The organism is Erwinia papayae, from assembly GCF_058241465.1.
Genome location: NZ_JBZCHT010000009.1, coordinates 1,577,175 through 1,590,991, shown reverse-complemented (window position 1 = coordinate 1,590,991; position 13,817 = coordinate 1,577,175). Strand labels below are relative to the sequence as shown.

Genomic DNA, 13,817 nt, shown 5'->3' with positions numbered 1-13,817 from the left:
GTCTCTCTTTTCATCAGAAATTAAAATGTGTAGCCCATCTGGGCCAGCAGCTATGTTACTTGCCAGCAGGCGAGATACAAGCAGAATTCGTCCACTGGACAGAGATTTATTCAGGCAAGCCACGAGAAGATAAAAGAAAAGAGGGCTTTTGCCCTCTTTTGAGAATCAGCTGGCTTTTTTTACCAGCGGGAGTGAAAACGCTTTTCTTAATGCCCGGACAAAAGCTTTGTCCTGACAAATCGTTTTGCCCGGACTGTCGGAGAGTTTTGCCACCGGTTTCCCGTTGCATTCCACCAGCTTGATCACAATATTCAGCGGCCTGACATGAGGAATATCGCAGGTGAGCCGTGTTCCGATACCAAAAATGACGTCGGCGCGCTGACCAAAATGACGATATAACGCCAGCGCTTTATCCAGATCCAGATTATCGGAAAAAACCAGCGTCTTACTGCGTGGATCGATATCCAGCTTCTGATAGTGGGCGATGGCTTTTTCACCCCATTCAACCGGATCGCCAGAGTCATGACGCAATCCCTGATAGCGATGGGCAAAATGCTGACCGAAGTCACGCAGAAAGGCATCCATGGTAATGCAATCGGTGAGGGCGATACCCAGACTGGCAGGGTATTCATCCAGCCAGGCTTGCAGTGCTGCCCGCTGGCTGTTTGCCAGTACCGGACTGATCTGCTGGTGAGCCTGAAACCATTCGTGTGCCTGTGTACCGACCGGAGCGATATTCAACCGACGGGCGATATCATAATTACTGGAGCCGATCAGCCACGGAAATTCCTGTTGGAGTGTGCTGACAATTGCTGTCTGCACGTCGCGGGAGAAACGACGGCGGGTGCCAAAGTCCATCAACCTGAAGCGCGACATATCCAGTTCTGCCGTCATATTCCGGAATGCTGTCAGCTTATCCTGTAAATGCTCAACGGCCTGTTCTGGCTGAATCAAAGGGGTGCGATGACGATGTACCACTTCGCTGATAAGTGCGAGAAGTGGCACTTCCCACATGATGACATCCAGCCAGGGGCCGGAGATGCGAATATCCAGCCGGCCCTGCACATTGCGGACACAAACCTGGGTCGGGTCATAGCGGAACTGGCTGAGCCAGGTGAGATAATCCTTGCTGAAGAAGGGCAGGTCAGAGAGATAGCTGGCCTCTTCACTGGTCAGCGCCAGTGATTGCATATGTTTGATTTGCTGGAGAATATCATCAGCATAAATACCCAGCTGCTCGTCGCCTCTGCAACGAAATTCCGCAACGACAGAAACGGTCTGATAACGATGAAACACGGCCTGTTGCGTATGCAGCTTATAGGCATCCGTATCCAGCAAAGTGGTCAGTATCGGGGAGGCATGTCGTGTCATGGTGCGTTTCAGCATCCTCTGGCGAAGAGCGTTATCCCTGGATTAAAAAATGGAAAAGTTGCAGGAGTATAACTTGAATAGTCATTTATTGAACCCGATCACAGCATAATTCCGGCACCCGGGTCGAGGACAATCTGTGCGCTTGTTAATGAAATGTTTATTTCCAGCTAAAGTGCGCCGGTAATCATTCTACGTGGCAACATCCTGCCAACAGGAATAGACTGGAAAAGGTTAACTAATTATCGACGTAAGAGTGACTTATGACACCATTGCCACAAGCTAAAAATCGCCACGATTATCGTGCTCCGGATTACACCATTACCGACATCGATCTGACATTTAATCTCGATGCCAGTACTACCAGGGTTACCGCTGTCAGCCAGGTCAGTCGTCTCGGGGCTGCTGGGGCCGAACTGCACCTTGATGGTGAAGATTTAACTCTGATCTCTCTCGAGATTGATGGCAAGCCCTGGGCGCAGTACCAGTTGGATGGACAGTTACTCATTCTCAGAGAGCTGCCGCAGACATTTACTTTAAAAATCGTCAATAACATTCATCCGGATAAAAATACTGCGCTGGAAGGGCTGTATAAATCGGGTGAGGCCTTGTGCACACAGTGCGAGGCGGAAGGTTTTCGACATATTACCTGGTATCTGGATCGTCCGGATATTCTGGCGCGTTTTACCACGACTATTATTGCTGAGCAGACGCTTTATCCTTACCTGCTGTCAAACGGTAACCGTGTTGATAGTGGGCAAATGGAGGATGGTCGCCACTGGATGAAGTGGCATGATCCCTTCCCCAAACCCTGCTATTTATTTGCACTGGTGGCCGGTGATTTTGATGTACTGCGTGACAGTTTCAGAACGCGTTCCGGGCGCGATGTGGCGCTGGAGATTTTTGTCGATCGTGGCAATCTGGACCGCGCTGACTGGGCCATGACCTCACTAAAAAACAGTATGAAATGGGATGAGGAGCGTTTCGGACTGGAGTACGACCTGGACATCTTTATGATCGTTGCCGTCGATTTCTTCAACATGGGCGCAATGGAAAATAAAGGTCTGAACATCTTTAATTCGAAATATGTTCTGGCTAAAGCAGAAACGGCCACCGATAAAGATTATCTGGGTATTGAGGCGGTTATTGGTCACGAATACTTCCATAACTGGACAGGTAATCGTGTTACCTGCCGCGACTGGTTTCAGCTCAGCCTGAAAGAAGGACTGACGGTGTTCCGCGATCAGGAATTCAGCTCCGATTTGGGTTCCAGAGCCGTAAATCGTATTGATAACGTGCGTAAAATGCGAGGTTTACAGTTCGCTGAAGACGCCAGCCCGATGGCTCACCCTATCCGGCCTGAGCAGGTTATTGAAATGAATAACTTCTACACATTAACGGTGTATGAAAAAGGGTCGGAAGTCATTCGCATGATGCATACGCTGCTGGGTGAGGCAAGTTTTCAGAAGGGAATGCAACTGTACTTCGAGCGGCACGATGGCAGCGCAGCGACCTGTGACGATTTTGTGCAGGCTATGGAAGATGCTTCAGATGTCGATCTGTCACAATTTCGTCGCTGGTACAGCCAGTCCGGTACCCCAGTTATTACGGTCAGAGATGATTACAACCCTGAACTGAAACAGTACAGCCTGCACGTTACGCAGAGCACGCCACCCACGGCCGACCAGAAAGATAAACAGCCGCTTCATATTCCACTGGATATTGAACTGTATGACAACGAAGGGGAAGTCATCGCACTTGAGCGCAACGGACATCCTGTTCACCACGTGCTGAATGTGACCGATGAATTCCAGAGTTTCATCTTTGATAACGTTCCCTGCCAGCCGGTGCCATCACTACTGCGTGAGTTCTCTGCTCCGGTCAAACTTAATTATAACTGGAGTGATGCACAGTTAACGTTCCTGATGCGCCATGCTCGTAATGATTTCTCCCGTTGGGATGCGGCGCAAAGCCTGCTGGCCACGCACATTAAATTAAATGTCGCCCGCAGCCAGCAGGGACAACCGCTTTCTGTGCCACTTCATGTCGTGGATGCCTTCCGTGCGGTACTGCTGGAAGAAAAGGGTGATCCGGCATTGATGGCACAGATCCTCTCCCTGCCCGGAGAAAATGAAATTGCCGAACTTTTTGACACTATTGATCCACAGGCAATTGCAGAAGTGCGCGAAGCGTTGATGCGTATGCTTGCCGTTGAACTCGCTGATGAGTGGCTGGCCGTCTGGCGCGCCATTCACACTTCTGCTTATCGGGTTGAGCATGATGAAATTGGTAAAAGGACGCTGAAAAATGTCTGTCTCGGCTACCTGGCGTTTGGTGATGGCGCGCTGGCAGAAAAACTGGTCACTGACCAGTTTCATCAGGCAGATAACATGACCGATTCGCTGGCGGCAATGACGGCGGCGGTTGCAGCTCAATTGCCCTGTCGGGCAGCTCTGCTGGAGGCGTTCGACCAACGCTGGCATCAGGATGGTCTGGTGATGGATAAATGGTTTACCCTACAGGCAACCAGCCCTGCTGCGGAGGTACTGGAACGTGTTCGTTCATTGCTTCACCACCGCTCATTTAATCTGGGTAATCCAAACCGTATTCGTTCTCTTATCGGCGCGTTTGCGTCGTTAAACCCTTCCGCTTTCCATGCTGCGGATGGTAGCGGCTATCGTTTTCTGGTGGAGATTCTGACCGATCTGAATACGCGCAATCCTCAGGTTGCTTCACGGCTAATTGAGCCGCTTATTCGTTTCAGACGCTACAACAGCGACCGCCAGAAACTGATGCGTGCGGCGCTCGAGCAGTTGAAGGGACTGGACAATCTGTCTGGCGATCTCTACGAAAAAATCAGCAAAGCGCTGAGTCACTAAAGGTGCTATCCGGAGCCATCTGCATGCTGATGGCTCCGGACATCGTACGGAATATCAGAAATATTCGTTCTGACCTCGTACATCCGCTATTTTTATATCATCTTGCAATATCACCTTTTGTAAATATCTGCGCGTAATTTCATTTTTCCATTAACCCACTCTCATCCAGCTTATGGGAAATTAGCAGGTCGGGTACTGTTATAGCATATCCTTATTTTCGGTTATGAAAGGTTATTAATCTTATCTCTGAAATTAAACTTCACTTTGCAACTCAGTTAATATTTTTTTGCGTGATTTTAATCGCTAAGTTGTACACAGATCGAACTGAATTCTTTTTGTAAAGAACTGTACATTTTCTGTTGATTTTAAAGTTTTAATTATCATCTTATTCAGAGTGATAAAAAGAATTATTAATCTTTCTCTTAGGGCTGTTAATGGTGTGTGATTTAATTTTTTTATTGGTTTATTTTTGAATAACCATGTTATTTAACAGTTTCATTTTTGCAAAACTCGGATTTTGCTTGATTAATTTCAAATTCTTGTTTTTATCTTTTCATTACTATAATTTAATCATCCTTAAATAGTATTTTTTACGTAACTATAACTATTAAAAGCCAGGGCTGGTCTGGAAAAAAGAGACGGACTCAATGTTTATTAATTTAAATAAAAATTGCTTTTCATGGGGCGCTTTACTCCTTTTATTGTTACTAAGGAGTGTTCAGAGTGCGCCGACAGAACAGATGCATCAATTAACAACCAGCGTTGATCCTTCAATAACACAGCAACAAAGACAGCAGGTTCTAGAAAGTCAGCTAAATCCATCAGCAAAAGATGTGCGCTTTTCTCTTCCTCCAGCTTTGGTTGATGGAAAAATTAAATTTCCAGCAGAAGAAAATTGTTATTTGATAAAGGCGGTGTTGCTGGAAGGTGCAGAGGAATTACCAGGCAGTTTACGATTAAAATCTTATGCTCACCAGGCTATCGGGCACTGTCTGGGAGGACAGGGCATTAATCTGCTAATGAAAGGCCTGCAAAACAGCATAGTGGCAAAAGGATATATCACCACACGCGTGGTTGCGCCTCAGCAAAATTTAAAAAGTGGCCTGCTGAAGCTTAAATTACTCCCTGGCAATATTAATAAGGTCAGGCTCAGTGAAAACAGTGACAGCTATATTCAGCTTTATACTCTTTTTCCGCCGCGTTCAGGCGATCTTCTTTTTGTCCGGGACATAGAGCAGGGGCTGGAAAATTTACAACGTCTGCCGGGTACACAGGCCAGTATGAAAATTATTCCGGCTGAACAGCTGGGGAAAAGTGATATCGAAGTCAGTTGGAAGCAAAAAAAGATCTGGCGACTTGGATTGTCTGTTGATGATGCTGGTAGCAAAAGCACCGGTCGTTATCAGGGGGGGATGACGGTTTCGCTGGATAATCCTTTTTCTTTAGGTGATTTAATCTACATATCTGGCTCGCATGATCTTCACGATACCGGGAAAAAGCAAAGCAAAAATATAACCGGACACTATTCGATCCCCTTTGGTTACTGGATGTTTGGCGTAACTGCTTATGATTATCGCTATCTTCAGACTATTTCTGGTCGCTACCAGGATTTCAGTTACAGCGGGGAAATTAAAAACCTCAATGCGCAGATCAGCCGGGTTATTCATCGTGGGCGTAGTCATAAAACCAGCTTTAGTTATGAACTGATTGCACGTGAATCACATAATTACCTTGAAGATACCGAATTAAACTGGCAACGACGCCGGACGACGGCCTGGCGGTTAGGGCTGAATCACCGACAATTTATTGATCGCGCCGTGCTGGATACTTCTCTCAGTTATCAGCAGGGAACACGATGGTTTGGTGCTTTACCGGCGCCTGAGGAAAGTGCGGGAACGGCTACCGCATTGAGTAAAACGGGCATCGTGAATGTTCAGCTAAACGTACCCTTTGCATTAAGCACCCAGCAATTTCGTTATAACGCGCGATATTTCCAACAAATCAGCAAGACGCCTCTGACCTCTCCAGAGCAATTATCAATGGGTAACCGCTGGACGGTGAGGGGATTTGATGGTGAACGTACCTTAATTGCCAGCCGAGGCTGGTTTTTACGTAATGACATCGCCTGGCGCACGCCAGTACCGGGTCAGGAGCTGTATCTGGGCCTTGATTACGGCAAAGTCAGTGGCTATGGCAGCCAGTATTTAACGGGAACCCATCTGGCGGGTAGTCAGCTGGGGATACGCGGCAATGCCTTCAACGTCAGTTACGACATGTTTGCTGCTGCACCTCTCTCCAAACCAGACGCTTTTGAAACCAGCAAATTAACGCTGGGGTTCAGTGTGTCCTGGAATTATTAAAAAACGTCATTTATAAGGAAATAGCAATGAACAGTAAATTCTTCCGGCTTGTTTTCAGTAAAACCCGCGGCATGTTGGTGGCGGTTGCCGAATTTGCCCATTCGCATCGCGCGGATTCTTCTTCTGGCAGCGTAAAAAAAGTGACAGTGAAAAAGATTGGGCAGCTCAGCGCGGTTAGCTTTGGCCTTCTGCTGGCGATGGGCGCGGTTCACACAGCCCATGCTAATGTGGTGGCGGATGCTTCAGCATCGGCGGGGCTGCAACCGGGCATCAGTAATACGCCTTATGGCGCAACCCAGGTAGATATTCAGGCACCGAGTGCGGCAGGCGTTTCTCGTAACGTATACAGCCAATTTGATGTGGGTCAGCAAGGGGTCATTCTGAATAATTCACAAAATGGAGCCTGGACTCAGTTGGGCGGTGAGATTCAGGGGAATGCTGCTCTGGCCCAGGGGGCAGCAAAAATCATTCTGAATGAAGTTAATTCAGCTAATGCCAGCCAGTTAAATGGCTATGTTGAAGTTGCCGGACAAAATGCGCAGGTCATCATCGCCAACCCTTCAGGTATAACCTGTGATGGCTGTGGATTTATCAATGCTAATCGGGCCACGCTGACAACCGGGCAGGCCCAGTTGGAAAATGGGGCTCTGACCGGCTACAAAGTGCAGGGAGGTGAGATTGTCGTACAGGGTAATGGTATGGACAGCTCCTCTCAGGATTTCACCGATATTATTGCCCGTACGGTTAAGGTGAATGGTTTTATCCAGGCTAATGATTTAAGGATTACTACCGGGCTTAATCAGGTGGATGCGGCGAATCAACAGGTAACCAAACTGGATAGTAGTAGTGCCGATAGTGATACGCTGGCTCTGGATGTTTCCAGCCTGGGCGGCATGTATGCCGGAAAAATTACCCTGATTGGCACTGAGAAAGGCGTGGGTGTTAACAACGCGGGTTCAGTTTACAGTTCAGCGGGCGATGTGGTGATTAATACTGACGGTAATATCAGCAACAGTGGCGATATTGTTGCCACCAGCAACGCTGTCTTTACCACCAATCAAACACTCACGAATACAGGTAATTTGAGTGCAGATGGCAACATCCAACTTACCGCGGCCACTCTTCACAGTCAGAGTAACAGCGCAATTAGTGCGGGTGGTGATGTGACTCTCAAAGGTTCTGAACTGGCAATTAACGGTAGTGGGATAAATGGCAGAAACGTCACGCTGAATGCCAGTAAGGGAGCAATTGACAGCAGCGGTGCAACGATCAATGCAGTTGAGAAACTGACGCTCACCAGTAACAGTGTCAATAATCAGCAAGGTTTTATGCGTGCTGAAAATATCACCATTGATACAGGTGAGCTTGATAATTCAGAAGGCGAAATGGCCGGTTCTGGTAGTATTAATCTGACTGCCAGTAAAATAAAAAATACCAGCGGTAATATTGCCAGTAATGGTGATATCAACATCACAGCCAGTAAAGCTGTGGTTAACACAGCGGGTTATATCTACGGTACAGGAAATATAACCATCAATAGTGACAGTGATGTCATTAATGATGAAATGGGTAACATTTATTCATCAGCTAAGGCGGAAATAAACGCCGCAGGCATGGTTAACAATAGCGGGTTGCTTCAGGGAAATCAGGTGACTGTCAACGCGGCGTCTGTTACCAACGAAGGGGATATTAATGCTAACGAAAATCTTGCTCTCAACAGTACAGGCCACATCAGCCATAGCGGCAACCTTTTCGCAGGAAAAGATCTCAGCGTAAATGCTGCGAGTTTGAACAGCAGCGCGGAGAGTACCATGCTTGCCGGCATGTTTGACTACAGTGGCAACAACCACCTTTCTCTTAATACAACCGGCAAACTGATCGCTAATGGTTCGGCTAATCTTTATGGATACGGTACGCTGACCCTGCAAGGGGAAGAGCTGGATCTCAGTGGCAGCCAACTGACGGCTATGGATATTAACCTTGACGCAGGGAAAGGAAATCTTAACACCAGCGCTGCCGTTATTGCAGCTGAGCAAGATATCAACATAGTCAGTACTGGCATGAATAACCAGCAGGGCAGCATCTCTGGCCGTGATACCACGATTAAAACGGCTGAGCTGAATAATGAGCAGGGAAGCATCATTGGCTATGAAAGTTTGGTGTCAGACTCTCAGTCATTGAACAACGAATCAGGCCAGCTTGAATCTTCAAATATGTTATCCATTAATACTAATGGTAAAGCTTTTAATAATCATAATGGTCGGGTGTCTGGCCAGACTATTGATGTTAAAAGTGGCGATATTAATAACCAGAATGGCATGATTTATGCTTTGGATAAAGTTTCATTGTCAGGCGCTGAAATAAATAATAACAATGGAATCATTCACAGTGGAAGCTTAACGGATATTAATGCAAACTCGTTGAGTAATGAATATGGCACAGTGTTGGGGCAGGATGTCAGTATTGCAGCCAGTACCATCGACAATACTACGGGGACAATTGCAGCGGAAAGTTCACTCACGCTGAAAGCGGATGAAATTAATAACCAAAGTGGTGCCCTCAATGGTAATGTCATTACACTAACCAGCGATGTGCTGAAAAATGAATCGGGCACTGTTGCGGCAAACACCAAACTGGATATGTCAGTTAAGGATTCGCAGAACGATAATGGTCTGATTTCTGTCGGTGGCGTGGATATCAACTACGATGGGACTTCTGCACCCGTTATTGACGTGACTGATGATTCAGCCTTTTGGGCATGGAATGACTCCGTGAATGATGTCTACAGGCAGGTTACGAGTTCTTTTCCAAAGATATCGCTTCTGCCAGAAATAATGAATTATATGTATAAAATTCTCGCAAGCGGCAACGAAATCAATAGTGAGATAATTAAGCAGCTGGCTCTTCAAAGCTGGGGCTTTGGATATACTGAGGAAAATATCAGCACTATCAGTAAAATTGCAGATATTATGACCACAGCCTGGCACAACCCATCGGAAGCTCAGGGTGGCGCTTCGCAGCCAGATAATGGCGACACCCTTGTACCTGACAGTGACGATCAGTCAGCAGGTGACATTGCTGACGCATCACTTCCCTTAATTGATCTCACCGATAGCACCGATTTCTGGACATGGACTACCTCGGTGGGTGGCAGTGAATTTTACCAGCAGCTGATTAATTCTGGCATCCCTGGCATCAAATCAGCCGTCATGCCAGACGTCCTCAATTATATGTATAAAGTGCTGGTAAATGGCGGTGTAATTACCGATGAAATGCTCAGACAACTCGCGGGCAATGTCTGGGGACTGGCATCGAGTCAGGAACATCTGGATGCGATCGGTAAGATTGCAGAAAGCATGGCTGCAAGCCTGAATTAAAGCTGAGTAAATAAAGCTTCACCGTGGCAAAATTTTTTTCCTGTCGTGGGGCTAAAGATACGTTGCTGGTAAGTTAAACAGGCAGGCCGGAACAGCGTCTGAAATGCGTCCCGGCCTGATTTATTATCGCCTGGCAACGTGCTTATTGACTTCAACTGGCGAACGTTTCATTACCCTGTCCAGTACTTCTGCTTCCAGTTCAGCCAGGCGCGCCGAACCTTTACGTCGTGGTCGTGGCAGATTCACCATCAAATCCAGTCCGATATGACCTTCTTCTATCAGTAAAACCCGGTCGGCCAGCGCCACCGCTTCACTAACATCATGAGTAACCAGCAGCACGGTAAAGTGATGTTGCTGCCATAACGTCTCAATCAGATCCTGCATTTCGATGCGGGTCAGGGCATCCAGTGCACCCAGGGGCTCATCCAGCAGCAGCAGGCCGGGACGATGGATCAATGCTCTGGCCAGAGCAACGCGCTGCTTCTGTCCTCCGGAAAGGGCGGCGGGCCACTCTTTGGCTCTCTCTGCCAGCCCAACAGCTGACAGTGCGTCCAGAGCAGATTGTTTCCAGGCGCGTCCTTTTAATCCCAGTCCGACGTTATCAATCACACTTTTCCACGGTAGCAGCCGGGCGTCCTGAAACATCAACCGGGTATCATCACGCGACTCGCTCAGAGGTATGTTGCCGGCGAGGAGTTCACCCGTGGTGGTTTTCTCCAGTCCTGCCAGCAGGCGTAGCAACGTGCTCTTACCGCAACCGCTTCGTCCAACCACGGCAACGAACTGGCCGGAGGGGATGTGCAGGTCGATATCATTCAGCACAGTTCGGTGGTGGTACTGTTTGCTGACACCACTGATCACCAGCGGCGTACCGACATTGAGGCGCGCCGGTGATGACATTAATTCGCTCATACGTGTTCCTCTTTCAGTTGGTATGCCGGATGCCAGCGCAGCCAGACGCGCTCCAGAAGCTGCGCACTGACGTCAGCCAGTTTACCGAGCAGGGCATAGAGAATGATCGCGACCACGACCACATCCGTCTGCAAAAATTCACGGGCATTCATTGCCAGGTAACCTATACCGGCATTCGCTGAAATAGTTTCTGCGACGATAAGCGTCAGCCACATCAGGCCCAGTGCAAAGCGCACCCCGACCATTATCGAAGGCAGCGCTCCTGGCAGAACCACCTGCAAAAACAGACTCCAGCCAGAAAGACCGTAGCTGCGCGCCATCTCCACCAGGCCGCGATCAACGTTGCGGATACCATGGTAAGTATTGAGATAGATGGGAAACAGCGTACCCAGAGCGACCAGAAAAATTTTGGCTGACTCATCAATACCAAACCATAAAATAACCAGTGGAATCAGTGCCAGATGGGGGATATTGCGCAACATCTGCACTGAGGTATCAAGCAGACGCTCACCGGTGCGGGACATTCCGGTGATCAGCCCCAGCAGCAGGCCTGCCGAACCACCAATGGTGAACCCCACCACGGCACGCCAGCTGCTGATGGCGAGATGCTGCCATAGCTCCCCACTGGCAGAGAGCTTCCAGAAGGTGACCACGACCGCCTCGGGTGAGGGCAGGATGCGGGTGGAGAGCCAGCCGGTGCTGGAAGCCGTTTGCCAGAAGGCGACCAACACCACGGGTAATATCCACGGCAACAACGGTTGCGCGAAACGGTTGAGATTATTCGTCATCGTGACCTCTAACTCTGTGACACTTTTTGTGGCGCGAAGTCATGGGCCACGGCTTCACCATGAGCACTGATTTTGCCTGGTTGCGGAATTTCAGGGACCTTCAAATCGAGATGGGGAAAAAGCAGTTCCCCGACGCGGTACGCTTCTTCCAGATGTGGATAGCCGGAAAGAATAAAGGTTTCAATCCCCAGGTCCGCATACTCCTGCATTCTTGCCGCGACCGTTTCACCGTCACCCACCAGCGCCGTACCGGCACCGCCACGTACCAGACCCACGCCAGCCCACAGATTTGGGCTGACTTCCAGCTTGTCACGGCGTCCCCCATGCAGGGCGGCCATGCGGTGCTGACCGACGGAATCCGTTCGCGCCAGCGCTGACTGCGCTTTAGCAATGGTGGCATCGTCCAGATGAGAGATCAGGCGGTCAGCCGCGCGCCAGGCTTCTTCCGTGGTTTCGCGGACAATAACATGCAGACGAATGCCAAATTTTACCTGGCGGCCCTGTGCTGCTGCCTTAGCCCGTACCTGCTCAATCTTTTCTTTTACCAGCGCAGGAGGTTCACCCCAGGTCAGATAGACATCCACCTGCTCTGCGGCCAGGTCCTGAGCGGGTTCAGATGAACCTCCAAACCATAACGGTGGACGGGGCTTCTGAACGGGTTTGAACATCAGGCGCGCACCGCGAACATGGACATACTTGCCCTCATAATCGACGGTTTCACCTTCCAGTACCCGACGCCAGACGCGGGTGAATTCCGCTGATTCAACGTAGCGTTCGCGATGATCGAGAAACACGCCATCTCCCGCCAGTTCTTCTGCGTCGCCGCCCGTCACCAGGTTAAACAGCGTGCGACCGTTGGAAAGGCGGTCCAGCGTTGCGGCCTGTCGGGCTGCCTGGGTGGGAGAAATAACACCGGGACGCAGGGCGACCAGAAAACGCAGACGCTGAGTGACCGGAATCAGTGATGCGGCCACCAGCCAGGCATCTTCGCAGGAACGACCTGTTGGTATCAGCACACCGCCAAATCCCATCCTGTCCACGGCCTGGGCAACCTGTTGTAAATAGCCGTAATCAACCGGACGAGCGCCATCGGCGGTACCAAGATAGTGACCATCACCGTGGGTGGGCAGAAACCAGAAAACGGAAAGGCTCATTATTTCACTCCTTGTTCTGTGGACGGCGTGGGATGCCAGATACGGCTGGCAATATCGACCTTGACCGGCATCAGATGGTTGGCATAAAACAGGTCAGCAGTTTGTTGCTGAAGTTTCAGCGTTTTGTCACTCACCGGGGCAATACTGGTGGGAGGACGATGATCGAGGTAGCTGGCAATAACCGGTTTCGGCAGCCCCATAGCCTGAGCCAGCAGGTCGATGCTGTTATTGCGATCGCTGATGGTCAGCGCATCTGCTTCGCTGAAGGTTTGCAGTACCTGGCGGATAAAGGCACCATTTGCTTCGGTGAAGGGGCGGGTGGCGAGATAAAACGAGCCGGTCTGGTTCAACTGGCTGCCATCGGTCAGAACCCTTACATCACCCTGCAACAGCGCCGCTGAATAATAGGGATCCCAGATAGCCCAGGCATCGACATTGCCCTGCTGAAAGGCCGCGCGGGCATCCGCCGGGGTGAGGTAAGTGGGCTGAATGTCGCTGAACTTCAGACCGGCTTTTTCCAGTGCGCGCAGCAGCAGATTGTGCGAGCTGGATCCTTTCTGGAAGGCCACTTTATGACCTTTCAGGTCAGCGACGGTTTTAATCGGGCTGTTTTTAGCCACCAGAATCACTTCAGCCTTCGGCTTTGGTGGTTCAGCACCCACGTAAAGCAGATCGGCCCCGGCGGCCTGCGCAAAAATGGGGGGAATATCGCCGGTGCTGCCCAGATCAATACTGTTAACATTGAGCGCCTCAAGCATCTGTGGACCTGCCGGAAATTCCACCCATTTAATCTGAGTTGCCGGAAAACGCTTTTCCAGCAAATGATGGGCACGGGCCAGCACCATACTTACCGAGCCTTTCTGATAGCCAATACGAAAAGTTTTGGGTGCGCTGGTATCCGCAGCAAATGAGCTGGTCACCATCAGGCCGCCAATAAGCAGTGCTGAAGCAAAACGTGAAAATAGGGTCATGGTGCTTT

At 49.5% G+C, this 13,817-nt stretch carries 8 protein-coding genes; 3 read left to right on the top strand and 5 right to left on the bottom strand.

Going from position 1 to position 13,817, the window contains the following annotated elements:
• Nucleotides 1-165: 165 nt before the first annotated feature.
• Nucleotides 166-1,386 carry a nicotinate phosphoribosyltransferase gene (pncB, locus tag AC3RPL_RS12360; RefSeq protein ID WP_490740232.1) on the bottom strand — a complete coding sequence of 407 codons (1,221 nt, stop codon included), beginning with the start codon at nucleotides 1,384-1,386 and terminating at the stop codon, nucleotides 166-168.
• A 245-nt stretch (nucleotides 1,387-1,631) separates the two neighbouring features.
• On the opposite strand from pncB, the gene pepN reads away from it, so the two are divergent.
• From pepN to AC3RPL_RS12345, 3 genes are all read left to right on the top strand, one after another.
• Nucleotides 1,632-4,247: an aminopeptidase N gene (pepN, locus tag AC3RPL_RS12355; RefSeq protein WP_490740231.1), complete on the top strand. Its 2,616-nt coding sequence runs from the start codon at nucleotides 1,632-1,634 to the stop codon at nucleotides 4,245-4,247.
• 647 nt (nucleotides 4,248-4,894) lie between these two features.
• A complete protein-coding gene (locus AC3RPL_RS12350; protein ID WP_490740230.1) occupies nucleotides 4,895-6,607 on the top strand; it encodes a ShlB/FhaC/HecB family hemolysin secretion/activation protein in 1,713 nt (570 codons plus the stop codon).
• Nucleotides 6,608-6,633: 26 nt separating this feature from the next.
• Entirely contained in the window at nucleotides 6,634-9,984 is a 3,351-nt protein-coding gene (locus tag AC3RPL_RS12345; protein ID WP_490740229.1) for a two-partner secretion domain-containing protein, read from the top strand.
• Between the two features lie 123 nt (nucleotides 9,985-10,107).
• On the opposite strand, the gene ssuB is transcribed toward AC3RPL_RS12345, so the two are convergent.
• Genes ssuB through AC3RPL_RS12325 form a run of 4 tightly spaced genes read right to left on the bottom strand, consistent with a single transcriptional unit; the run spans nucleotide 10,108 to nucleotide 13,809 of the window.
• Nucleotides 10,108-10,896, bottom strand: a complete 789-nt coding sequence (gene ssuB, locus AC3RPL_RS12340) for an aliphatic sulfonates ABC transporter ATP-binding protein (RefSeq protein ID WP_490740228.1) — start codon at nucleotides 10,894-10,896, stop codon at nucleotides 10,108-10,110.
• Nucleotides 10,893-11,684, bottom strand: coding sequence for an aliphatic sulfonate ABC transporter permease SsuC (gene ssuC / locus AC3RPL_RS12335; RefSeq protein WP_490740227.1), 792 nt, complete (start codon nucleotides 11,682-11,684; stop codon nucleotides 10,893-10,895). Before ssuC ends, ssuB begins: the two co-directional genes overlap by 4 nt.
• Nucleotides 11,685-11,692: 8 nt before the next feature.
• On the bottom strand, nucleotides 11,693-12,838 hold the full coding sequence (gene ssuD / locus AC3RPL_RS12330) for an FMNH2-dependent alkanesulfonate monooxygenase (RefSeq protein ID WP_490740226.1): 1,146 nt from the start codon (nucleotides 12,836-12,838) through the stop codon (nucleotides 11,693-11,695).
• Complete coding sequence (locus tag AC3RPL_RS12325; protein WP_034941105.1) at nucleotides 12,838-13,809, bottom strand: sulfonate ABC transporter substrate-binding protein; 972 nt, start codon at nucleotides 13,807-13,809, stop codon at nucleotides 12,838-12,840. Before AC3RPL_RS12325 ends, ssuD begins: the two co-directional genes overlap by 1 nt.
• Nucleotides 13,810-13,817: the final 8 nt, after the last annotated feature.